The following is a 23,387-nucleotide window of genomic DNA, read 5'->3' on the forward strand; positions in this document are numbered from 1 at the left end:
CCAGCCTCACCGAACATCAGGCGGGATGAAGTGAATTCTTCATCCGGCATTGATGTTGTTCCAGGTCCGAAAACGACTTTCGAAATTCCGGCCTGAATGAGGGTCCGCGCGCATGACGAGCAAGGGCAGTGAGTGACGTAGACAGAGCAGCCCTTGGTCTTGATCCCTTCACGGGCGGCAAACGCGATAAGGTTCGCTTCGGCATGGCTCGCAAACAGGTATTTGGTCGGTCGCTCGAAGCGCTCGGGCGTGTCTTTCACACCCCTCGGCGGACCATTGAACGCGGTCAAACGGACTTCGCGCTCAGGCCCAACCAGGACGGCGCCAACCTGTGTTGAATCCTTGGACTTCATTGATGCGACATGCGCCATTTCCATGAAGTATTCGGTCCAGGAGATCGCTTGAACCGATTTCGGCTTACAGCACGGCGGATCGGGATCGTTCATATCCCACGCGATATCGCAGACCGTGCAGACCATCTGATCGGAATACTGGACGGCAGAGCAACACATATCAGCGGGCTCCCATTAGAGCGGCGGGGACGAACAGGGCTGAGTAAATCTGCCGGTCGATGGATGCCCGCATCTCTTCGACCATGGCGCTGATCTTCTGGGTGTAGAGGCTCATCGGCAGAGTTTCGACACGCTCGATGTCGGCAAGCATCACCTCCATATCGCCGGTCCTGGGGGTCAGCTTACGGTTGGTGTAGCTGTTCACAAAAGCCGCCTCGACAGCGACCCTCGGCACTACTTTAGGGCGGATCTCGGTGCCATTGGAAAGACGCGGGAACCTTACTTCACGACGGGGGGACGGTTCATGCCCGAGGCGGAACATGCGCTTCTCGCAACTCAGGCTGCGGAGCAGCGCTTCTTGATACGGGTAGAGCTTCGAAATCATGGCGATCTCCTGTTTCGTTGGCGGAAAATAAGCATTAGAAAAATGACGAGTCAAGAATTAATTGACTTTTTGGTTTCGTTGAAATGAATTAAATCGCCCTGTCCTCCCGACTTTAGAATAGCGTATTCTGAAGTGAGTGTTCCTAGGGAGGTGTGAATGTCAAAGGGTGTAACGGAAGAAGACCTAAAGATTTTGTCAACACCCGACGCCGAGATAATCGAACAAACTCAAGCACGGTGGAGCTTCGATCACGACGGGTTCGTGGTTAGGCTAAAGGAAGGCGGTCGATGGCAGCAACTAATGGTAACTCACGTCTATCTAGAGCATGTGATTGACGAATTACTCAGGGAAGCAATTGCGTTTCCGGACGAAATCTCATTTTCGAGAATGCCTTTCAGTCAGCGTGTCAGCTTAAGTCGGGCACTAGATCTGTTGCCCTCTGATCTGGTGGCCGCGATACGGCGTGTATCGAAGATGCGAAATGAGGTCGCGCATAACCTGATTTTTGAGATCGAAGATGACGCGGTAAAGGATCTTGAGAATTGCACTCCTGTTGAACTCCGTAAGGCAATAAAAGAAGATAGCAAAATAGATTACGATGGAAATAAATTTTTAGAATTACTGAATGGAATTTTAATTTACACTGAAATATTGCGTCAGAGGCATAATGCGGTGCGAATTTTGGATCGGAAAAGTAAAATCCGTCTGAGAACAGTCTTGGACAAGACGCCTGGGGCAAACTACGTCAAGTGATGGGACTGATAATTGTGAGTTATTGTAGCGAGATTGTCTGACGAGCCAGCCTAAGCGGTTGATTATGGTAATGCTTCTCACTATCTACGCTTGGTTGTGTAGGAAATGGGATTAAGTGCATGTCGAACGAGAATTTTTTGACCGTCACCGTTTATCGCATAAACGAGTCTTTGAATAAAAGTTCCACTGAGGTCGTCAGAGCTAATTCTGTAAGCGTTGACGAGGACGGCAATTTGAAGATTGGGGCATCCAGCGGTTCTCAGCAGTTTTCTTCAGGGACGTGGGGTCACATCGACATCGAACGTGTCAAAGGAAGACGTGCCGCTGAATACAAGTAGGTGGGGAGAATGCCTTCAATTTTTCCCGCTGATCGTTTTGACAAATGGAAAAAATGGGGTGGTCTATTGGCCGCTTTGTCCGGTTCTTATGGCGTGCTCTCGGTATTAAGCGGGGCTGCCGTTTGCGTTCATAATATTGATCCAGACCAGACACAGGAAGAATATATCAGTAGAATCGAATGCGTAAAGAAAGAGTCCATAGATTATGCAATGAGCCTAGGCACTCGGTGGTTCAAATAGGAACCAAAGCCTAGGAAAAATCCAGTTGTTAAACTTACTGTTGTTCCCTTGGCGCAGTGGTTGCCGGTTTGCCGTGGAAATAGGTTCGGTCACCGGTCAGCTTCTCGGCCAAATCGTCAATAGCTTCCGTGATATGGTTCGCACTTCGGTATTCAGCCGAACCAATTTTTGCCTGAGTGCAGACCTGAATTGCACCGGCACGGCCAACCTCAAGTTTTTTCAAAACTTCCTCGGCATTGATAAATCCCCGGCGTCTCGGCATTGACCCCCCTTAGTCGCTCAATAGTTGGGAATAGTCGCTCAGCGAATCCGTTTTTCAAAATTCGTTTTTCGTTTTTTGAAATTCGTTTTTCGGAATTCGTTTTCAAGATCCCCCAGGATCGACCGGCAAGACGATTTCTTGTATCTCTGAATTAGGTAGTGCGTCCATGGATTCAAATCTGACCGCAGTCAATTTTCGGAGCGGCGGTTGTTCGGGGCGGCTGGCAATTTCAGAGTCTTATCAGAAACTTAGTTTCGTTGTGTTAACTGATATCAGGTTAACGGTGCGATCTGAGTGAGTTAACTGAAATTTGGTTAACTTCGATCTCCTGGTGGCGTTGAACTCCCAAGAGGACTGCATTTGTCATCTGCCGAGGGTGGATCGACCGAGAACCGGCGCCCTTATTGTTACTAAAAATAAGTCAACTGATTTGTTGGCGTTTGGAGGGTCGTCACCGCATCGGTCCACTCGGTTGAGCGCTGCGTGACTTGCCTCATCAATCAATTAAAATGACTGCGGTCAATTTTTGGCAATTGTTTTCATCGACCGGGAGGTCCGAGCAACGCTTCGACTTCCAAGTAAGTTGCTGTTGGCAACCGCGACCGGTCTAAGGGGATGATCGCGGTTGCCTTTTAGGGAGTTGGGTCAGGATGGATAAACTCCCTAAAAAGCTCAGTTCGCAGACCTGGTGGGCTACCACGGACTGAGCGATGCATCTTTTAGTTGAGTGTTGCGTGTGTAGCAAGTTGTAATTTACAAGCAGTAGTTTCAATTTGTTGAGCGAACTTCTACCGATCTGGCGACGGCGCGGGCGTGCGGCCTGGGCAGCGGGCGAGGGTCTAAGTAAGGCCGCAAAAATTTTATATAGCGATGAAGTTCCAAAGTAAGGAAAGGTCTTCTCGGCGGCGGTGATCAGCCTCTCCGACGCGCGCAGACGGGTGCGCGTATGCATGCGGGCGCACGCGCGAGCGTGCGCGAGCGCGTGTGAGTGGTTTTCGGCAGAAATGCGCCATATTCGGCCAGAAATCGGGCCTGTAAGAGCGCCACGGGCGCGCGTGGTATGATTGCGTGTCGGAACCGGCAAACGCGCGCCTAGACCCCCTTAAAATCGCTTTGCGCGACTCGGGGGCGGAATGGATCGGGGCGCTATCGGGGGCAGGGTAGGCACCGCAATGAGGGAAGCCGGGGGACGGATCGGGGGGCGCTAAAACGGCACTAGGAAGGCGAAACGCGAGGCGCTGCGTATGATGACGCCAGCGGGGCGCAAACGCGCGCCTAACCCCCCTTAAAATCGCTTGTCGGGAAACAGGCAAAAAAAGCCCCGCACAAGGCGGGGCAGTTGGTCGGATTAGATCGGATTAGCGGGGCAACAAGGCTTTCAGAATGTACCAAGTCACGGCGGCAATGAGCAAAGCCGGAACTAGATGAAATCCCGCGTCGGGGGGCGCATTAAGCCAATACAGGAAAGCGCCACCGAACAGGATTAGGGCAAATGTAAAAGCGTAATTCATGCGGCTTCCAGTATCTCAGAATATTGCCCGAACAGGTCTAGGAAGGCGCGTTGCGCATTTTCGGACTCGTCCGCTAGGTCGAATTCGTCGCGAAAGTTAGTTGCGTCATCCCCTTGAAAGAACGCGCTAAGGGTTTCCCCGTCGTCTTGTGTGAAGCTTAGCAGGTAGCAAGCGCCGTTTGCATACGACTCCACCGTCCAGCCTTTATTATTGTGAATCGTCACCATAAACTTGACTCCCCGCTCAAAAATAAACTTTGCCGTCGTCACCTAGATAAACGTCACGGTTTCCGAAGGCGCCGCGCCAATCGCAAGCATTGCTTAGGGCGTCCCCGATTTCACCGAGTCCCCGGTCCCAAAAGCCCGCGCCGTGCCCGTTGCGGTTAAGCCAAAAATCCATCCCGGCTTGTTCTTCCGTGTAAGTGTCGCGGGTTTCATAGGCTTTCGCCAATAAAGGCGCGTGTCGTTTCTGGAATTCCGCGCAATCGCGTTTGATGGCGTCGAGGGTTTCGGCGGCAAAGTCATCAAAACCACAATCCCCCGGCAATGAGCTTTGCGACTCCGGATCATGGGAGTCCGCATCGGTTCCCGGTTCCGTTTCAGTGAAAAACAGCGCTTGGATATATCCTTGAGTGAAGGAGTCGAGCGATTGAAAATCAGGCTCTAGAATTCCTTCCATGACGAATTCAGGCATTAGACCGACTCCGCGTTAGAAATGAAATAAGGTTCCATGCCATCGGGGGAGTCCCAATAATGGCCGCGATTTTTGACTCTGGCGTCGTCCCCATATTCTGCCGGATCAATTCCGCGCGTCCGGTAATAGTCTGGCCGCTTGCTATGGGTGGAATAAAAGACGCCATCCAGGAAACCGCCGAAAACCAAGTTTTTGTAAACGTCGCGTTGCCGAGCTTCCCGGTATCCCTCAACTTGAGCAATTGCCCAACGGGGCGCCTTGCCCATATCGGAAATAAACTGCCGGAATTCGCGGTTCATTTCTTCAGACGTTTGCCGCGTGTACGGGGCAAGGCGGTAAAGTGACTCCACCTTTTCAATCGCCTCTTTCACGCGGCTAATTGTTAATTCCAGTTTCATTGCGTTGAACCTTTCAGGAAACGATTTATTCGGGGCGCGTCAATTAATTGTAGACGCGATAGGCGCGCGAATAGCGATTAGGACGGTTGCGACTCCGGTCCCGGATTCCTTGAAAGAGTTATCCGGCAACGCTTCGATTGTGCCGCCGACACTATCCAGCCAAGCCCGGAAAAATCCGGTTGCGTTATCCTGGCGGAAAGAGACTCCGTTTGAAGCGATGGCGACAAGAGTCCCGCCCTCATTTAGCCGCGTGTAAGCGTGCATAATGTGGCGCATATCCTGCCCCTTTTCGAACGGGGGATTCATAAACACAAAGTCGAAAGCCGGTTCCGCGTCGGTTTCCAGAAAATCGCCAGTGACGACGGAATGACCTTTCAACTTGAGAATCTGGGCAAGCGTCAAATGACGTTCAACGCAAATTAGTTTCGCGTCGGGGGCATGGTCGCGGATAACGTCCGCAATCCCCCCGGAACCGGCTTCCGGCTCTAGGATTGTCCCGGCAAAGTCCGAAGCGAGTCCCGCCTCTTCTATCATCCGTTCAACAAGCGCGCGGGGCGTCGGGAAATAGCCGGGAATGTTCGCAAACTGGACTCGGTTCTGAAGTTCCCGCAACTGTTCGGCCTTCGGATCGGGTTTAGACATGTTGAGAATTCCCCATAGTGCGCGCGCCTGTTCGGTATCCTTTGCCGGTTCCCCGGTTTCCCGCCCCGCGTCGTAATAGTTGCCGGAATGATTGATTTTTGAGCCGGTCAAATCGTGAATTGCCGCCTTTGTCTTGAGGCTTGCGAGAATAGCGGGGCAGTCCCCGGACTCGTGCAAATCAGCAAGCGCGCGCAACGCCTTTTGCGTCCGCTCCAAACGCCTGCCGTCCTGCCGAGCCGACTCCGCCATACGCTGGCGACGGGGCGTGTTTTCCAGCTTGTCGGCAAACTTGGAATCGATGGCGCTTTGCATTCCGTCCGCCATTTCGCGGAAACGATCGGCAACGCTTTGACGGTTTGCGACGGGGGCGGGGGAAGGGGAGTCCGTGTCGGTTGCCGCTTCCGTTTCTGCCGGATTGCCGCCGTGCGTCTTGACGAATTCTTGAGCGGCTTCAAGTGACTTGAACGCGAAACCGGCAGGCGTTGCGCCCCATTGCCGGGAATACCAGCCTTTCAGGTTCCGGGCTTCAAAGGTGAGTTGCTTAAAGTCTTCTGTCGATATGCGCCGCGACATGACGCAAACGAACATTTGGAAACCCTTTTTTGTGTGAGTGTGTTCCTCAATAGAAAAGAGTCCATCGGTTTCAACGTGTATCGGGGAAACGGTTGCTTTCGGCGCTTCCGTTTCGGTCGGCAAAGCGATTTCATCGCAGAACGGCAGATAGTCGACTCCCTTGCCGTAAAACTTGATTTTCTTAACCGTCCAGCCCGTGCGATAACGTCCGCCGTCTTTCAGGTAATAACCGGCGCCCATAGAATAATTTTCGGCATGCTCGGCAGTTTTCGGGGCGTCGAAAAGAAACTTAGTTTCGGCATGGTTCAACGCGGCTTTGCGCATTTCCGGGAAAAGATTTCGTTCGTGCCGCGACCATGCCAGCAAGATACGTTTGCCGGTTTTCGTGTTGTAATAGTCAGACATGGAGTCGCAGTCGTCTATTTGCATTTCTGCGACGATTGCAGCCTTTGCCCAATCCGGCGCCATGTCGCGGATTCGGTCTTTAAATTCGTTGTCGCGGTTCCGCCGTTCTTCCTGTTCGCGCCGCGCCCGATCATGAGAGTCGGCAACGTGACGTTTTGCAGCGTCTACCAGTTGCGCCCGTTCGGACTCGCAAGTGATCGGCTCAAGTTCTTGCCCTTCCGCCGTCGCAAACCAAGGCGCGGCGATTGTGTCGGGAACTTCTGAGATTCTGACCGAACCGTCATAAAAACAAATCACCAAATCGCAACCGGGCTTTTGAAGTCCCCCGGCTCCAATGGTCATAACGTTTGAGCGTGCCGCCTTAACTTCTGCGACAAAGCCCTTATTGCCGTACATATCGACAACCTGTTTTCCGACTTCGATATTCATTTTTGGGGTTTCCCTTGTTTTGATCCGATGGCGGTATTTATGCGCGTCAAACGTGGTGAGTCAATTAAAACTTGACTATACAGAAACGAAAAAAGGGGCGGTCGGTAAACAGCCCCTTAACGCGAAACTAACTTTCGTTCGGTCGGTTAATTGACGCCAGCGAACAAAAGGCCATAGTTCAAGAACAGTATGACAAGCACGAAAATAATCATATTCGTGAAGTGAGGAAGCATTTCTTTTATCCCCATTAGTTCTGAATCGTAAAAGTCAAATTGATCGGAAAAGAATGTCGCAAAAATAAACATAAAGTATACTAATAACTGGAGCGGCCAAAATGGAACAAGTAGTAATAAAGACATAGCTGTCCAGAAAAATAGTTCTAATCTACTGTAGTCTTTAATTTCCTCATTTTTTCCGCTAAATATAATCATCTTAACGAAGGCAATAGTAATAATAATTCCAATAGAGAGATATGTCTTAATAAATTGGCTTAGATCGATTTTAACAAGGCTGAATAAATATCCAAAAGTGTAATCAACTATTGGGTTTGTTATCTTTACGTAGGTGTTGACTAAATATAGAATGTCTTTTTGTAATTCGAGGCTTCCTTTGAAAAGGCTGATTAAGCCTAAAGCGCCAAGGAAGCCCCCGGGAATCGTCTTAATTTGGTCAATAAGCTTATCCATGCGAATTCCGACCTAAAAAAATTCCCGCCGAATTTCGGATTCCGTCAAGCTGGAAAGCGGAACGGATGCGGTGCCGTTGCGCTGAATCAGAATATAACGCTTGCCGTCAATCTTGCCTTTATAATCGGAATGCTTGGTTTTCCATATATGGTCAAGGCGTTCTGCGTGCGTCATTACATCAAAGCGCAACCGACCTTTGAACCTTAGCCAAGAGGTTTCCGTGAAAGGCTTGCGGTTTGGCTGAAACTTGCGGCTTTCGTCTCCAGTCGAGACAAAGGAGTCGCTTTCCACGTCATAGCGGCAAATGTGCATCGGGCTTTTGTTCTGGCCGTGTGATCTTTGCCAGCCTATGGCGCGTTTGCAATGCTCTTTCGTTTTAGGTTCCAGGTTAAGAACCATGGAGTCCCCGTCCGAAATTTCAACGATAACGAATAAACCGCACATTAGAAACGACTCCGTTCGGTAATGGTCGAGTGCTGCAAGTTGGCGGCGGTTGCCGGTTTAGGACAATCGGAGTCCAGGTAATTGGCGGATTGCGGGCGCGGGATATAATCGCGGCTCATGTCGCTAATTCCTTCCGGTTGCCCTGTCACCTTTTACTTGACGATTTGCGCGCACCTATGGCGACGGGGGGCAGGGTTTCGGATTGTTCGGGATTTATGCCGTGACTTTGATCAGGGCAAAAAGGATAGAAAGACCTGCAACAAGCATTCCGCCAATTTTGAGCGTCATACGCAATTCGGCCATTTCAAGCGCGGCTTTCAAATCGGACTTTGTCGCAAGTTCATTCATGATGAATTCTTTTGCAGCCTCGGCATGCGCTTTAGCCTGATCGGTCGGGACGCCCCCGGCTTCAAGCTTTCCAGCGTAACCCAATGTATCAAATGCGTTTGACATTGTCTTGTGTTCCTTCGGTTTCCCGGAATTCGATTAGACGCCAGTTTTCAGGGAACCGCGCCCCGTGCATAGCATCGGCGCAAGTGTCGCCATCCCCGGCAATGAATGACTCCCCGTCGAAAGTCTCGACATACAAGACGCAACGCGAGTCCGCTTCGGCAGGCTTGCCAGCGGGACCGATAAGCGCGGCCAGCACGGCAAACATGAGAATATAGGCTTTGCCCCTGATCGGCATTTTGACGCGCCCCCTATACCACTGCGAATAGTTCATAGGTGCGGCCATTGCTGCAACGGTAGGCGGACACGTTGCCATGATCGTTTACGAGAACCGCAAGCCCGGTTGCCCCTGTCGGCAATTCGGAACGGTCGGAAACCTGAAAGTCGGCGCTTTCGATGGCGGAGTCCGTATCCACCCAAAAGCCATAGGTTCCCGGATAATTCGGATGCGAGTCGAAATAGGCGAATTCGTTGTGCGTCTTTGCCCAATCGCTAAGAGCCTCACAAGACTCGTTTATCAATTCGTCAAAGCCTTCCGGCAAACCCGCGTTTACGTCCGACTCCTCGATTTCAACCGCCATCGCGCGGCAATCGTCAATCAAACGCTTGAAGCGGCGCGGGCCATAATAATCAAGCTCTTCTGCAAAGGCTTTCATGGTTTCCGCCGGTTCCCCTTGCACACTGGTAAAGGCGTCACCAATGAGCGGTTTTTTCATCTTGCGCGTTGCCATTGTCGAGACTCCTTAAACTTGACTTTTTAGCCGTTATTGACAACAAGGCGCGGCTTAGGAAAGGCCGTGGTTTTGGTCGAAATCGTCTTTGCGCCAACACTTGCCCAGAAAGAAAGAGCGGCGGCTGTCTGTACGGTTTCAATGTCTTTCTTGATACCGGCTGCAACGTGATAGTTCATTGTCTTAGTCCCTTGGTTTGCGCCATGGCGCGTCGTCTTCCGTTAAAGAGACATTGCCCTAAAACACGTGACTAGGCAAGCAAAACTTGACAAAAAAGCGGACTGAAAAGGCGGTAATGCGGAGTCCCTATGCGCTAGGTTAATCGGCAGTTAATAGGTGGAATCCGAAAGTTACTTTCTGCCCCGTTGCCGCGCCGACCATGTCAGACCATGCCCCGCCGATTGGGTTTCAATCCTGCCGTTGCCGTACCGATCAGTGATCATGTCCCCGTGTCGGGGCGCGGCGCTAATTGCCGAGTGTGTCGGTTGCCGATTGTGCCGATTGCTTTTCATCCCTTCCGATTGGTGCAAACCGATTGCCTGATTTGGAGCGGCAGGCGTTGCCGTTCGTAAGCGGGGCGCGTTGCCATGGGGAAAGCCTCGGCATTGCGAAACTAACTTTCGTTCTAGCCAAATCCGCAAAATCGAAAATCTGTAATTGCCTTTCCCCTCATTGGACGGGGACGGATAGGCGGGGGCAGTTATGCGCCGTTGCAGATAGGGGCGGACTAATGCGGACGGATTGCGCGTTGCAGTATCGGGGGCGGTATCAGTTAGACAGGTCTGGACGGATGCGGACGGGGACGGATGACGGGGGGCAGGGCTGGACGGATGCGGACGGGCGCGGACTTCCTGAAGCTGGACGGGGGCGGCGGCAGAGGGGGGCGGTCGCTCGGGGTCCTTGTTGACCTTTGGCTGCGTATGCGGGGGGCGCTGAGCCCGTTACGCGGGAGTTTTCAAATTTTTTTTCTAATTTTTTTAGGGGTTCGCTTTAAAAGCTGAGTTATTCCGGGAATTTGAGAATATGCGGAAACGTGATGACAAAACCTGGAAATGTCAGCGGGTTGTCAACGGGTTTGTCAACGGGTTTTCTAAAGAGATAAAAAAGAGAAAGATATATATTATCTTATTGAATCATATATAGATTCCTCTGTCGGAATTTATCGGAATATACCCTCGATACCGAAACCTGTTTACATGTTGACGCCCCCTAAACATCTGAGATTCCGACTTACTCACTCGGGGGATATCTGCCTGTCACCCCCTGTCAACACGTTTCCATGTCAACAGGTTTGCTAAAATGTTGGATTCATTGATAAAGAACCCGTTTTCATGCGGCGGAAACCTGTTTGCATCGTCAACGGGTTTTTTCGAAAACTAAATCATCGAGATCATGAAAAAAGCGCTCAAAATAATTTTGCAAATAGCTTTCCCGCCAACGGTTGTCGTGATGCTCGTTATGGTCGGTCCTGTTTTATCTTGCTTGTCGGGTGCTGATCCGAGCGGCCCTCCTGTCGATGATCTGCAAGAATGGGGTGAAGGTGAAAAATGGGCGGATCGAGTGGACGAAACTCACCTCTGCTCAATCGATAGGACTTCTTGCATAAAGAGGAAGGGCTACGCCCTTGTCGAATATGGGGTGCGCCGAGCTGGAAATTTCATTGAAGAATTCGGCTGGTCATCCCTGGATCTGGATGCGAACGAAAATCAGGAAGAATTCGACGGCTGCTGATCGAGGGAGCGGCAGATTAGGTTTTGCGTGTACCGCTTCGTAGGTTTCTTGATAAAGTAGAAAATGCATCACTGCACATAAATGGGAGGCCCTATTGTCAGAGCGAACAAAGAAATTTTCGGACGAATTAGATGAGCTAATTCAGCAGGGCGACTTTCTTACGATGGCGTTGGATTACGAGTGTAGCCCTGACAAGTTTAAGAGCGCATACAGTGAAGCACTAGACGGGAATGAGGAACGGCTGAAGTCTCTGATTAAGAACCTACCTAGCTTCAAGAAAGATTATCAGGCGTGGTACTCAAAAGCACAGGCAGTGATAAAGCAGGTGCTACCGGATAGACTGTCTGATTTCATATCGTATTTTGAGCCTCCCAAGGGTAGGAAAGACATCACCTATCAAAACTACATGATACGCGACTATCTACAGGGACTTGTTGTTACACGCGGTTGGGAGAAGGAGGTTGTCGTAGCCGGCTATGCGGCTATTCCCGAATTCGCCCAACAACTGAATATGTTGAAAGCAGCGCGGGGCGCACTCGAGTCTAAACTGCTAGATCTAAAGGCTGTTCTACAGGCTGATCTTTTTGATAGCGAGATTGAAACGGCTTCTGCTCTGGCAAAAGCCGGATACTTGCGTGCAGCGGGTGCCATATGCGGCGTTGTGATCGAAAAACATCTTCTGCATGTCTGCGGTGTACACGGCATAACCGTTCGAAAGAAGAATCCTGGCATATCCGACCTAAGTCAATTGCTCAGGGATGCTGATGTAACCACTGTGCCACAATGGCGTTTCATCCAACATCTAGCCGACCTTCGGAACATTTGCGATCACGCGAAGGGCCGCGAACCCACTAAAGAAGAGATCAATGATCTGATTAGCGGATCAGAGAAAGTTTTGAAGACCGTTTTCTGACCCGTCATCTGGTAAGCTTCACACAAGCTGGCGCCGCAATAGTCAACTCATCGACGGGGCACTGAGCACTCTTTCGGTGAAGACATGATGTCGTTACCCGTCGAGCCGGTGAAATCCGGCATGTCCCTAACATCGTTAAATTTCAAAATCGAAAAGGGGACAACCATGTCCAGCTTGATGACAAACGCATCTGCAATGACGGCGCTTCAGACTCTGCGTCACACCAGCGCTAACCTCGCTGAAACGCAGAACCGCATCTCTACCGGCTACCGCGTAGCTGGTGCGGAAGACAACGCTGCCTACTGGTCCATCGCTACCACCATGCGTTCGGACAACATGGCACTGAGCGCTGTCGAAGACTCCCTGGGTCTTGGCGCCGCCACCGTGGATGTGATGTACACGGCCATGGACTCCACCGTTGATGTCATGAACGAAATCAAAGCCAAACTGGTCGCTGCCCGTACTCCGGGTGTTGATCGCGGCAAGATCCAGTCCGATATCTCCGAGCTTCAGAATCAGCTTCGCAGCACGGCTGACTCGGCGGTCTTCAACGGTGAAAACTGGTTGGCAAGCGACGTGACGACCGTTGCTTCCAAGGACATCGTCAGCTCGTTCACTCGTGCTGCTGGTGTGATCCAGGTCCAGGTCACGGCGGTCGATATTACCGCTACTCAGCTCTATGATACGGCTGGTGGTACGACTGGTATTCTCGACCAGGACCGTGGCTTCGCTGCTGCCAACGTCACCGGCGTTGGTGTGGCTGACGTGGACATCTCGGCTGTGACCGACGACGCCGCAGATCTCACCGCACTGGAAGCCGTCATCAGTGGTGTTGATGACGCTCTTGCTGAGATCACCGATGCTGCAACCCTCCTGGGTTCCGTGAAAAAGCGCGTGGACCTTCAGAAGGACTTTGTGTCCGCTCTCACCGATGCGATTGACCGTGGTGTTGGTCAGCTCGTTGACGCCGACATGAACGAAGAGTCGACCCGCCTTCAGGCGCTTCAGACTCAGCAGCAGCTCGGCATCCAGGCGTTGTCGATTGCGAACCAGGGCAGCCAGAACATTCTGTCGCTGTTCCGGTAAGAATGGCCGGTAGGTGAGATAGCTAGTGGGTAGCTTCTCATCGGTTGGCTACAGTGAGGGATCTGCGAGGCGTCACTCGTGGACCCCTTACTGACAAGGCAGGGAATTGGCGAGGCGTCACTCGTTTCTTCCCCGCCTCGGAAGCGGGGTTCCGTGAACGGTCATTCGCGGAATTCCAAATCAAGCTAGAATGGGGAGATCTCGGGGTACTGGCCGGGATCTCCCTTTCTATTTTCTGGCCTGCTTGGCGACATATTTCAGGGTAGGGGGGCCGCGCGTGCCCTGGATCTTTCTCAGGGTCACGTCATAGTCAGATTTGATCCGGCTGAGCACGTCTTCTTTTTCACGCGGCTTCAGTTTTTGAAGCGACCGGCAACGCATGAGGATATGCCGGTAGGTCGCGCCCTGGTCGCCATAGGATTTGATGATCTCGAAGACCTTATCCGCGATGCGCTCGTCATCAGACTTTCCGAGATCCGTTTCGAGTTTGCCGACCATCTGCATTTGATAGAAGGTGACGTATTCCCGAGCCCATTCGAAGTCCGACAGCTCAACCTTTTTGTGATCGCAGCTCAGGGCGACGATCAGCGACAGGCGCATGGCGATTTCGCGGGTTCTGGATAGAACGGCTTCCATGCCGATCTCTTTCAACTTCTGCTGCTTCTTGACGATGTCCTTTTCCATCTCAAACGTCGCCTCGGCGGCTTCCGCTGTGAAGGGAATGACGACCGGCTCAAACGTTGTGTTGGTGCCTTCCATGAGCCCGAGGACATCCGCGTCATCGTCGGCGCAGTTGTAGGAGTGCATCTGCACCCATTTGCTCAGCCGCTCGGGTACGCGGATGCCGGGACGGTTCCGGCTGGATAGCTGTAGGCTGATCGGAGATTCGACCATCAGGAGACGGTTCAAGAAGCCGCTGGCGATGTCCTCACCGTTCAGGGAAGAATACAGGCTTTCCGGCGTTGTCATGCCGAGGATCGTCAGGGAAGGGTTCTTGACCTTCGCGTTTTTCAAAGCCTCTTTCTGTTCCGCCGTCATGCCCTTTGTGGAATAGCCTTTGCCGTAGTAGGTGCCGTCCACGCGGGAGAACATTTCCATAAACGCGGTTTGCACGTCTTCTGCATTGGAGTTGCCGGATCGCCGGTTAGACGACAGGTAGCGCCCGAATTCATCGATCACGGTGAGATGCTTCGGGCGATCCTTCAGGGTGAACAGCACGCCTGAGTCTGACGTATAGGAGCGGGGACCAACAAACTCTTCGCGGCCTGCGGCTTCAAGCACCCGTTCAATGACGCGGTAGCTGTGCTCTTTGCCCGATCCTGTTCCAGCGACGTTGATCAGATACAGGGAAGAGTAATTGTTGTAGTCCGTGCGATAGAAACGCCCGCAGACGACCGATCCGAGGGCCAGCGCGGTTTGCACAGCGAATTGGGGCTGCGGCTTCGTGGCGGTCTTGTTGTAGAGATCCACGACCATTTGAAGCTTACCGGGAACCTGAAGCAGGTTGGCGGGGATACCCTTCAGCTCTTTTCTGACCGGCAGCGTGTCGGGGTCCAGGTCGTCAAAATCCTTCAGGCACGATTCCCAAAGTTCGGAAGTGATGTCTTCCAGATCTTCAAAATCGTCCAGGCATTCGTTCCAATCGAATTCGGGCTCAAGGTCATCAAAGTCGTCGGCTATCGTCTCGTATTCAACCTCCCAATGAGCTTCGTTCGCTGCGTGCTTGACCGTCCGCATGGTGATCGGGTTGCCACGGTCGTTCTTGAACGCTTTCCATTGAACAAGGTTGTTGCGCCGGTCGTAGCCCGATCCGTTGCGGCTCCATTTGTCGAAGACCGGCCACCCCTCATCACCAAGCTCGTGCTTGAGGGCCATACCCACGTTTCGCCATGTGGTGTGATCGTCTGCCCAATGCTGGATCATCTCAAGGTCGGATTCGATCTCATCGATATCCAGGCCGAGCGGTTCCAGGTCTTCGGCGTCCCGGTGCTCATCGTAACCGTCGTCACGGAAAAAGAGGGACTCGATGTGATCTCGGTCGATCACACAATCATCGTGCCAGTCGATTGCCCATTTGTAGGTGTCGCCGGTATCGGGGTGGACAGACGGCGGGATGGCAACCTGTTTGCCGGTGCCGAAAAGCTCGATTTCCCACTCCCAATGATCTTTCCCGTCTTTACCTGTGAACTTCGAGTCACTATGTGATAGCTTCTTCGACGGAAAAGGTGACGATGTGATCAAATAGATATGGAAGGATTTGCCGCCCGAGCCGCTTTGGACTCTAGGAAACCCCCAGATGTCGACTCCGGCGAACAATGACTCCAGCTTGTCGAAAGCTTCGTCTGCTTTACCGTCGATGCGGATATCTAAATCCAGGACATGTAGATATCCGTTTTTAAACTGTGACCACTTGCCGAGACGAATGCCAAGATTTTGGCCGTCTCGGTATTTTTTTTCCAACTGTGAATAAGTGTACGACTCAAGACTTTGCCAGTTCTTGCCAATCGGTCGTTTTGACCTCTCATGCAAGGGAATCAATGAAGCACCGGCCTTAACTAGCCATTTGTTTTCTCTGAGCACGGCGGATATCTGCCTTATTCCTGGGCCGGGGACTTACTTGACGCAGTAGGGGAGAAGCTTTTCCACCGTCAGAGTAGAACCGGGCAGGGTCAGAAGCTCAGTAAAACGACCGGCAGGAACCTTGTTTCTTTCGATCCAGCCGTAAACGGATTGATGAGAGATATTCAGGTCTGCGGCGATAGCACGTGCATCGATAGATTGATGATGGGTTTTGCTTCTATGACTTGGCAAATTGTTATAGAAAAGTGAGTATAGCGTTTCTTCTTCTTTTGCATCGGCCATGCTGAGCCCTTCCGTTTTCATCAGAGGATGGCAAGGTAAACAGCACTCGAAAAATCGTCAATAGAGACTTGACACACGGCAATTAAATAGTGTCTTTTTGGCTCCGTTAGCGAACAACCACGATCCGCACCACCAACGGAGAACACTATGAGTATCGAAAAAGCCCTTGCTGATGTCACCGAAGCCCTCAACCGGAACAGCGACTTGATTGAGAAGCTGCTTTCGAGCGCAGGCAAAGGCGCGGCCACCGGTAGCACCACCAAGAAGGATGAGGGCGAGGAAAGCGCGAAGGCTGGCAAGGGCCGTGGCCGTCCCGCAGGCGCCAAGGCATCCACCACCAAGAAGCCTTCCGGTCGCGCGATCAGCGACAAGAAGATGCAGGACACGGCGAAGAAGTTCCTCGACGTTGACTCTGACGAAATCTACGACGAGCGCCGGGAAGTGATCGCGGCCATCGTTGATCATTTCGGCGCTGAAAAGTTCTCCGCCATCGAAAAGGACGACCGCCAGTCCGCGCTCGACTTGCTCGAACTCGCTGAAAAAGACTCGTTCGACTGTGACGACGTGCAGGGCATGATTGACAGCCTGGGCGGCGGCTCCGACGAGGAAGAAGAAGAAGCTCCCAAGGCGCGGCGTCGTTCCAACGACGACCTGTAGGCCCTGGTCGGCCCGGTCGAAAGGCCGGGTCTTCCGGTGAGGGCCGTCTTGATTGTCCAGCGCTCAATGAGGGGCGTCTGACAGTCTCGCCACCAAGGCGATCCTCTCCCGAAGACCCAGGCGGGAGCATCAAATGTCGAACCTAACTAGCGAAATCGAGCGGCTTCGAAACGAGGTCGCGGATCTGCGTAAGGTCACGCTTGCTGATCGACCGTCAACCTCCATGTCGGAGGAAGACTGCTTTCTCATTGAAGCCCTTCTCACCGTTGCCGAGCCCTGCAACGACGATGCCAGTGCGTTCGTCATCACTGACGAAAACGCGGTTCGTTTGATCCGCTGCGCGCTCAACCAGGACTTCACCCCTTTGTATCCGCAGGCAGGCAATTCCGCCGTCCAATCAACGTCAGCATAAAGGGAAAACTGCGATGGGAATGAACATCTCGAAGGCAATTGATCAGGCAAGACAGGGGAAGAAGATTGCTCACGGTTCTTGGAGTAACGGTCATCCGTCGTATTTGGTTTTTGTCCCCGGTCGCGAAGTTGAGGCGTCGTTTCCGCCGATGGTGAACCACCTTGGGGAGGGGACCAAATTCCTCGTCTCCGACCATGTGGATGCCGTTTACAAGGGTATGATCCAGACGCACTCGGTTCTCGGTTATCAGTTCAGCCAAATCGAAATTCTCGAAGATCGCTGGTTCCTGGTGGACTGATGGCCGTTCGCTGCGGGAATTGTCCGTCCAGGAAGAAGCAGCAACACAGCGAAAGGGCTCATGCGCGTCTGAGCCCTTCAAGCTCTTCCAGATGGCTCCGGTGCGCCGGTTCGGTCGGTCTGATCGAAAAGCACCAATATCCAGACGATCCCAATGAGGCGGCGCTTGGTGGCACCGTCCTTCATTCGTTTATGGAAGACATTCTCCGCAGCGACAATGACGCCTACCACTACATCGGTGAGACGCGCACGGAAGGTGAGTTCACGCTCACGCTGACAGAGGAACAAGCCGATATTCTGCAATCCGGCGTGGATGAGATCGACCTCATCCCAGGAAAGCTCTACGTTGAATATCGCGTCGATCTCAAGCGTTGGATGCCGGGTCAGTTTGGCACTCTGGACGTTGGGATCGTCAACAAAAACGAGATCCATATTTGGGATCACAAGTTTGGGCTGGTTCCGGTTTCGCCCGTCGAAAACGAACAGCTCATGATCTATGCGCTCGGCTTTTGGGATAACGTTGCGCGCCACATCTCGGATGCGACCAAGTTCGTCATTCACGTCTTCCAGCCGTATTCCACCAAAGGCGGCGGCACCTGGACAACGACGCTGGAAGATCTGCTTGAGTTCGGGAAGAAGGTGAAGCGCAAAGCGAGGCGGACCTACGATCCCAATGCCGAGCGCACCCCCGGCCCAAAGCAATGCATGTACTGCCCTGGTGCTATCAATCGCGATTGCCCCGAGTATGACGACTACAATCTCAAAATCATTGCAGACGATTTTGACGACCTCGACCGCAATGCGGAGCTTGGCATCCCGCCACGCCTGACCGCACCAGCGAAACTAACTTACGCTCGAAAAGCCTACCTCATCGAGCACAAGAGCATGTTTGAGAAGTGGTTGGCTCGGGTCGAGAACGAAACTCTTGACGACGCTCTCAAGGGAGCCGTGGTCCCTGGGTACAAGGCCGTTGAGGGCAAGGCCAAACCCCGTCGATGGAACGATCCAGACCGAGCAAAAAAGAAGCTGGATACGAAGCTCGGGGAAGAGGCTTACACCAAAAAACTGATCACCCCGACGATGGCGGAGAAAGCCCTGCCGCCGAAGCAATTCGCCAAGATCCAGAACTTGATCACGCGCGATCCACCTAACCCCGTGCTTGTTCCCGATCATGACGACCGACCGGCAATCAAATCAATTGTCGATGAGTTCGATGATTTGGATTGAGTGTCAAGAAAATAGTGACAAGTCAACAAAGGAGTCAGAAATTGGCTAGTGACGATCCCTGCAAAGTCCAACTGAGAAAAGTTCGGCTGTCGCATCCGCACCTTTTCAGTGCGAAGGCGTTCAACAATGACCCGGATGGAAAGAAAGCGTTCAGCGCGTCTTTTTTGATCCCGGATGACACGCGCGAAGGCGAGGACATGATTGCCGACATTGAGGACGCAATCGAAGCCGCGAAGGAAAAAGAGTTCGGGAAAAAGATCCCGAAAATCAAGGCCGACAATATCGCGTTCCGGGAAGGCGATGACGACCGCCCCGAAACGAAAAACCACATGGTCGTCGCGGCCAGAAACTATAAGCGCCCGCGCGTCCTCGACCGAGACAAGACCGATCTGCACGAGGAAGACGGTGTCATCTACGGCGGTTGCTATGTGGATGGCATCGTCCGTTTCTGGGCTCAGAAGTACAACGGCATCCCGCGCGTCAACTGTTCCTTGGAAGCCGTTCGCTTCCGTGAGGACGGCGAACCGTTCGGGGCGGCTCCTATCGATCCCGATGAGTTCGATGATCTGGACGACGACCGTCCTTCCCGCCGCAGTCGCCGCAACCGCGACGATGAGGATGAAGACGAGGACGACCGTTCCTCGCGTCGTTCCCGTCGCAGCCGTGACGATGAAGATGAGGATGACGACCGGTCTTCTCGCCGTTCCCGTCGCAGCCGTGATGACGAGGATGAGGACGGCGATGATCGCTCTTCCCGCCGCAGCCGCCGCAGCCGTGACGATGAGGATGAAGACGAGGATGACCGGTCTTCTCGCCGTAGCCGCCGTAGTCGGGACGACGATGAAGAAGAGGACGACCGCTCATCTCGCCGGTCCCGTCGCAGTCGCGATGACGATGATGAGGATGACGACCGCTCTTCCCGTCGCTCCCGTCGCAGCCGTGACGAGGAAGATGAAGACGACGACGTTGACCGGCCTTCGAGAAATAGCCGTTCGCGCCGTCGCCGCGACGACGATCTCTGATGGAGAAGGGCCGGGGATATCCCGGCCCACATCACATGAAAGTCGCGCTCGATTCAGAAGTCTACATCAACTACTTCCTGGCCGGTGGCAAAGATATGGCTACCGGCGAAGTCTACTATTGGGAGATGGCGGGTAACGAACGCCTGTCCCCGAAGAAGCGGCAACGCCTGAAGAGGTTCCTGGAATCGAACCTCATCGTTGGATTCAACTCCAAAGACTTCGACTTACCCGTTCTCTATGCGGCAATCGCTGGATGGAGCTGCGAGAAAATCAAGCAGCTCGCCAATGCGATCATCGAGCTAAATCTAAAGCCCTGGGATGTCGAAAAACAGTTCGGCATCCGAGTACCTGACAATCTCAATCATATCGATCTGATTGAGGTAGCCCCCGGAAAGGCCAGCCTGAAGATCTACAACGGTCGGATGCACGGTCGGCGGATGCAGGATCTCCCAATCGAGCCCGAGGCAGTTCTAACGCCTCGGCAGATGGATGAAACCTTCGACTATTGGGAAAACGACCTCGACGCCACTGAGCTGCTTTTCAAGACCCTTCAGAAGCAAATCGACCTCCGGGCCAAAATGTCCGTCGAATACAAGATGGATCTGCGCTCTAAGTCGGACGCTCAGGTGGCGGAAGCCGTCATCAAAAGCGAAGTCAGCGCGATCACGGGTCAGAAAGTCTATCGCCCCAAGATCACCCCTGGCGCCTTCTACTACTTCGACATTCCAAAATTCATCGAGTTCGATGGCCCTGAGCTTAACGCCGTCCTGGACATCGTTCACGAAAGTAAGTTTCGCCTCGACGGTTCCGGCAAGATGGTCCTGCCCAAAGGGCTCAAGGATCTAGATATCAGGATCGGGAAGGGGGTCTATCGCCTCGGCATCGGCGGACTGCACAGCTCTGAAAAGACGCAAGCGGTACACGCCGACGACGACCACATTTTGGTGGACCGCGACGTTACCTCTTACTACCCGGCGATCATTATCAATCAGGGGCTCATGCCGGAACATCTCGGCAAGCCTTTCCTCACCGTCTACAAAAAACTGGTTGCGCGCCGCCTCAAAGCAAAGAAGGACGGCGACAAGGTCGTAGCCGACAGCCTCAAAATTACGATCAACGGTTCGTTCGGGAAGTTCGGTTCCAAGTGGTCGGCCCTCTGCTCTCCCAAACTTCTCATTCAAACGACCATCACGGGTCAGCTCTCCCTTCTGATGCTCATCCAATGGCTTGAGCTTGAAGGCATCCCCGTCGTCAGTGCCAACACTGACGGCATCGTCATCCGTTGCCCCAAGCGCAAAACGAACATGATGGCTGCGATCATTGACGATTGGGAGAAGGCGACCGGCTTTTTCACCGAAGAAACGCGATACAGCGCCGTCTATTCGCGTGACGTGAACAACTACATCGCGGTCAAAGAGGACGGCGGGTGGAAGACCAAGGGCGCCTACGCCATTCCTGAGAAGGAAGGCGAGCCCATGATGATGAAGAACCCGACGAACGAAATTTGCGTTCGGGCCGTCATCGATCATATCACCAAGGGCGTCCCGCTGCGCGAAACGATCCTCGCATGTGATGACATCCGCCGCTTTGTCACCGTCCGCACGGTCAAGGGCGGGGCGATCTACCGTGGCAAGTACCTCGGCAAGGCTATCCGTTGGTATCACTCGACGGATTCCCAAGAAAGCATCCACTACAAAAACGCTAATGCTTCGGGAACACATAATAAAGTTCCTAAGAGTGATGGCGCGATGCCGATCATGGAACTTCCTGACGAGTTTCCGTCAGACATTAACTACCAGCATTATTTGAAAGAAGCGCGCTCGATACTTTCTGAGATCGGGTATCACAGGGGTTTGAGCTGATGCTCGAAAAGAAGATAGAGCGTCTAGTCTCTGCTTATGGAGAAAAACGAGGTTTCTTGGTTAGGAAACTTCAATGGGTTGGCCGTCATGGCGCCCCTGACCGCGTCTTCATGAAAGCCGGGGTCATCTACTTCATCGAGTTCAAGCAGAAGGGCAAGAAGCCAACCGCCAACCAGGAGGCCGAAATACAGCGCCTCAGAGACGCGGGTTTCGGCGTCTGGGTCATCGATTGCGTGGAAGAGGGGAAAGCCCTCCTGGACCGCCTTTCTGGCCGAAATAGCCGCGATCACGAGGGCCTTATCTGATGGGCATGCCAAAGGTGCTGCGTCGGGAGGATCTTCGGCGCTATCAGATTGTCTTTGTCAACAAGATCAAGCGAAAACGATACCTCATCCTGGCCCTGCCAATGGGCTCGGGGAAGAGCGCTACCACGCTAACCGCGATCCTGGATCTATTGGACGACAGAGAGATCCGCCGCGTCCTGGTGGTAGCTCCAATGCTGGTGGCAACGGCAACATGGCCTGACGAAATCGAAGATTGGGAACATCTGCGCGATCTGGAATATACGCTGATCAGGGCAGAGGATGACGATCCTGACATCAAAGCAGCTTACACCAAGGCGTATCGCTTCGCGCGCGATGTGATCGGGATGGACCCCCAGGATTCGACGCAGTTTGCAGGCAGGCGCAAAACGGTCGAGAAGGATTGGAAGCGCGCTCGCCTAGCGTCACAGGACACCGAAATCCACATCATCAATCGCGAAGCCTTGCCTTGGCTCTGGGAGTTCTTCAGGCGCGGCAAGGATTGGCCGTATGACATGATCGTCGTTGATGAAGCGAGCATGTTCAAAAATGGCAAGATGCGGACAGAGAACAAGGCACTAAGCCGCTTCGGAGTAATGGCGAAGGCACGCGCTCGTGCGAAGCGTTGCGTATTGTTGACAGGAACTCCCGCGCCAAAAGGACTCCCCAATCTCTGGGGACTGGCGTTCATCGCGGATCTCGGCAAGCGCCTGGGAAACAGCAAGTTCCTATTTGAGGAAAAGTTCTTCACTAAAGGATTCAAGGGCTGGTCCCTTGAGCCTAAGAAGGGTGCCGAAAAGAAGATCATGAACCGGCTGAGCGACATCATGTTCAGCTTGAGAGAAGAAGATTGTGTAAAGCTCCCTCCTAACGTTCCAGTTGAAGTCTTTGTCGATCTGCCGCCAAAGGTTTTAGATGAATACGAGCGGTTCCAAGAGTCACTTTATTCTTCGCGCTATGACGTGGAAGCAGTCAACCGAGGCGTGTTGCATAATAAGCTTCTGCAATTTGCTAACGGCAGCATGTACCAGGAAGATGGTAGAGACATCTTCATTCACAATAAAAAGCTTGAAGCATTAGAACGCATTATCGAGGATGCCAACGGTGACCCGGTACTGATCGCGTATAACTTTAAGTTTGATCTAGATAGGATCAAAAAAAGGTGGAAAAAAGCTGTCGTATTCGGTGAGGGCGATGTTCGCCAAACCAAGAAGAGATGGAATAACGGTGACATTGAAATCATGGTTGCCCATGGTAACTCAATCGGTCACGGTCAGAATATCCAGTACGGCGGATACATTTCGGTCTGGTATGGCCTGACCCCTGACCTAGAGATATACCAGCAGTTTAACAAGCGCCTTCATCGCCCCGGTCAAACGAAAGTAACTTTCACTCATCATATCCTTGCACGAGGGACTTACGATGAGAGACTTTTGCCATTATTGAGCGATAGGGATGCCACTCAAGAACGAATTATTGATTCAGTTCGTGTTGAATTAGCTTAGGGAATCCTTCATTCCTGTCCCTGAAAATTAATCTTGTTCATCAAATAAAAAGTGACTCG

Annotated in this window: 25 protein-coding genes and 1 pseudogene; 12 read left to right on the top strand and 14 right to left on the bottom strand. The window is 52.7% G+C overall.

The window, feature by feature from the left end; translation table 11 throughout:
• Positions 1–119: 119 nt before the first annotated feature.
• Together Q666_RS66935 and Q666_RS47655 are read right to left on the bottom strand one after the other, a co-directional pair.
• Positions 120–512, bottom strand: a pseudogene (locus Q666_RS66935) (hypothetical protein); the annotation flags it as partial.
• 1 nt (position 513) lies between these two features.
• The gene (locus Q666_RS47655) at positions 514–897 is read right to left on the bottom strand and encodes a hypothetical protein (RefSeq protein WP_022999951.1); all 384 of its coding nucleotides are present in this window, start codon (positions 895–897) and stop codon (positions 514–516) included.
• A 156-nt stretch (positions 898–1,053) separates the two neighbouring features.
• On the opposite strand from Q666_RS47655, the gene Q666_RS47660 reads away from it, so the two are divergent.
• Positions 1,054–1,650, top strand: a complete 597-nt coding sequence (locus Q666_RS47660) for a hypothetical protein (protein WP_022999952.1) — start codon at positions 1,054–1,056, stop codon at positions 1,648–1,650.
• A 2,347-nt stretch (positions 1,651–3,997) separates the two neighbouring features.
• On the opposite strand, the gene Q666_RS47670 is transcribed toward Q666_RS47660, so the two are convergent.
• From Q666_RS47670 to Q666_RS66200, 10 genes are all read right to left on the bottom strand, one after another.
• Positions 3,998–4,228: a hypothetical protein gene (locus tag Q666_RS47670; protein ID WP_022999955.1), complete on the bottom strand. Its 231-nt coding sequence runs from the start codon at positions 4,226–4,228 to the stop codon at positions 3,998–4,000.
• Positions 4,229–4,244: 16 nt separating this feature from the next.
• Positions 4,245–4,694 (bottom strand): hypothetical protein, encoded by a 450-nt coding sequence (locus Q666_RS47675; protein WP_022999956.1) that lies wholly within the window; start codon positions 4,692–4,694, stop codon positions 4,245–4,247.
• Entirely contained in the window at positions 4,694–5,092 is a 399-nt protein-coding gene (locus Q666_RS47680; RefSeq protein ID WP_022999957.1) for a hypothetical protein, read from the bottom strand. The genes Q666_RS47675 and Q666_RS47680 overlap by 1 nt, the downstream gene beginning before the upstream one ends.
• Positions 5,093–5,131: 39 nt before the next feature.
• Positions 5,132–7,141: a methyltransferase gene (locus tag Q666_RS47685; RefSeq protein ID WP_022999958.1), complete on the bottom strand. Its 2,010-nt coding sequence runs from the start codon at positions 7,139–7,141 to the stop codon at positions 5,132–5,134.
• Between the two features lie 146 nt (positions 7,142–7,287).
• Positions 7,288–7,827: a hypothetical protein gene (locus Q666_RS47690; protein ID WP_022999959.1), complete on the bottom strand. Its 540-nt coding sequence runs from the start codon at positions 7,825–7,827 to the stop codon at positions 7,288–7,290.
• Positions 7,828–7,839: 12 nt separating this feature from the next.
• Positions 7,840–8,226: a hypothetical protein gene (locus Q666_RS0133285; protein ID WP_022999960.1), complete on the bottom strand. Its 387-nt coding sequence runs from the start codon at positions 8,224–8,226 to the stop codon at positions 7,840–7,842.
• 258 nt (positions 8,227–8,484) lie between these two features.
• Entirely contained in the window at positions 8,485–8,724 is a 240-nt protein-coding gene (locus Q666_RS47695) for a hypothetical protein (RefSeq protein WP_031268960.1), read from the bottom strand.
• Positions 8,708–8,995 (bottom strand): hypothetical protein, encoded by a 288-nt coding sequence (locus Q666_RS47700; protein ID WP_152533340.1) that lies wholly within the window; start codon positions 8,993–8,995, stop codon positions 8,708–8,710. The genes Q666_RS47695 and Q666_RS47700 overlap by 17 nt, the downstream gene beginning before the upstream one ends.
• Positions 8,973–9,452 (bottom strand): hypothetical protein, encoded by a 480-nt coding sequence (locus Q666_RS47705; RefSeq protein WP_022999963.1) that lies wholly within the window; start codon positions 9,450–9,452, stop codon positions 8,973–8,975. The genes Q666_RS47700 and Q666_RS47705 overlap by 23 nt, the downstream gene beginning before the upstream one ends.
• A gap of 26 nt (positions 9,453–9,478) precedes the next feature.
• The gene (locus Q666_RS66200; RefSeq protein ID WP_022999964.1) at positions 9,479–9,631 is read right to left on the bottom strand and encodes a hypothetical protein; all 153 of its coding nucleotides are present in this window, start codon (positions 9,629–9,631) and stop codon (positions 9,479–9,481) included.
• A 1,213-nt stretch (positions 9,632–10,844) separates the two neighbouring features.
• Here Q666_RS66200 and Q666_RS47715 point away from each other — a divergent pair.
• The 3 genes from Q666_RS47715 (at position 10,845) to Q666_RS47725 (ending at position 13,182) form a co-directional block, all read left to right on the top strand.
• Positions 10,845–11,183, top strand: coding sequence for a hypothetical protein (locus Q666_RS47715; protein WP_022999966.1), 339 nt, complete (start codon positions 10,845–10,847; stop codon positions 11,181–11,183).
• A 94-nt stretch (positions 11,184–11,277) separates the two neighbouring features.
• Positions 11,278–12,096 (top strand): hypothetical protein, encoded by an 819-nt coding sequence (locus Q666_RS47720; protein ID WP_022999967.1) that lies wholly within the window; start codon positions 11,278–11,280, stop codon positions 12,094–12,096.
• Positions 12,097–12,261: 165 nt separating this feature from the next.
• Positions 12,262–13,182 (top strand): flagellin, encoded by a 921-nt coding sequence (locus Q666_RS47725; RefSeq protein ID WP_022999968.1) that lies wholly within the window; start codon positions 12,262–12,264, stop codon positions 13,180–13,182.
• 228 nt (positions 13,183–13,410) lie between these two features.
• Here Q666_RS47725 and Q666_RS47730 read toward each other — a convergent pair whose 3' ends face one another.
• Complete coding sequence (locus tag Q666_RS47730; protein ID WP_081713257.1) at positions 13,411–15,762, bottom strand: bifunctional DNA primase/polymerase; 2,352 nt, start codon at positions 15,760–15,762, stop codon at positions 13,411–13,413.
• 33 nt (positions 15,763–15,795) lie between these two features.
• Positions 15,796–16,044 carry a hypothetical protein gene (locus Q666_RS47735; protein ID WP_152533341.1) on the bottom strand — a complete coding sequence of 83 codons (249 nt, stop codon included), beginning with the start codon at positions 16,042–16,044 and terminating at the stop codon, positions 15,796–15,798.
• Positions 16,045–16,191: 147 nt separating this feature from the next.
• Between Q666_RS47735 and Q666_RS47740 the strand changes: the two genes are divergently transcribed.
• The 8 genes from Q666_RS47740 to Q666_RS47775 all read left to right on the top strand — a co-directional run bounded on the left by Q666_RS47740 (position 16,192) and on the right by Q666_RS47775 (position 23,328).
• Positions 16,192–16,701, top strand: coding sequence for a hypothetical protein (locus tag Q666_RS47740; protein ID WP_022999971.1), 510 nt, complete (start codon positions 16,192–16,194; stop codon positions 16,699–16,701).
• Between the two features lie 133 nt (positions 16,702–16,834).
• Positions 16,835–17,113: a hypothetical protein gene (locus Q666_RS47745; RefSeq protein ID WP_152533342.1), complete on the top strand. Its 279-nt coding sequence runs from the start codon at positions 16,835–16,837 to the stop codon at positions 17,111–17,113.
• Positions 17,114–17,126: 13 nt separating this feature from the next.
• Positions 17,127–17,411, top strand: a complete 285-nt coding sequence (locus Q666_RS47750; RefSeq protein ID WP_023014520.1) for a hypothetical protein — start codon at positions 17,127–17,129, stop codon at positions 17,409–17,411.
• Positions 17,411–18,637 (top strand): DUF2800 domain-containing protein, encoded by a 1,227-nt coding sequence (locus Q666_RS47755; RefSeq protein WP_022999974.1) that lies wholly within the window; start codon positions 17,411–17,413, stop codon positions 18,635–18,637. Before Q666_RS47750 ends, Q666_RS47755 begins: the two co-directional genes overlap by 1 nt.
• On the top strand, positions 18,634–19,659 hold the full coding sequence (locus Q666_RS47760; RefSeq protein WP_081713258.1) for an ssDNA-binding protein: 1,026 nt from the start codon (positions 18,634–18,636) through the stop codon (positions 19,657–19,659). Before Q666_RS47755 ends, Q666_RS47760 begins: the two co-directional genes overlap by 4 nt.
• 35 nt (positions 19,660–19,694) lie before the next feature.
• On the top strand, positions 19,695–21,521 hold the full coding sequence (locus Q666_RS47765; RefSeq protein ID WP_031268964.1) for a hypothetical protein: 1,827 nt from the start codon (positions 19,695–19,697) through the stop codon (positions 21,519–21,521).
• The gene (locus Q666_RS47770) at positions 21,521–21,826 is read left to right on the top strand and encodes a VRR-NUC domain-containing protein (protein WP_022999977.1); all 306 of its coding nucleotides are present in this window, start codon (positions 21,521–21,523) and stop codon (positions 21,824–21,826) included. Before Q666_RS47765 ends, Q666_RS47770 begins: the two co-directional genes overlap by 1 nt.
• Positions 21,826–23,328 (top strand): DEAD/DEAH box helicase, encoded by a 1,503-nt coding sequence (locus Q666_RS47775; RefSeq protein ID WP_022999978.1) that lies wholly within the window; start codon positions 21,826–21,828, stop codon positions 23,326–23,328. The genes Q666_RS47770 and Q666_RS47775 overlap by 1 nt, the downstream gene beginning before the upstream one ends.
• The last annotated feature ends 59 nt before the right edge of the window (positions 23,329–23,387 follow it).

The organism is Labrenzia sp. C1B70 (assembly GCF_000475395.1).
GTDB lineage: Bacteria > Pseudomonadota > Alphaproteobacteria > Rhizobiales > Stappiaceae > Roseibium > Roseibium algicola.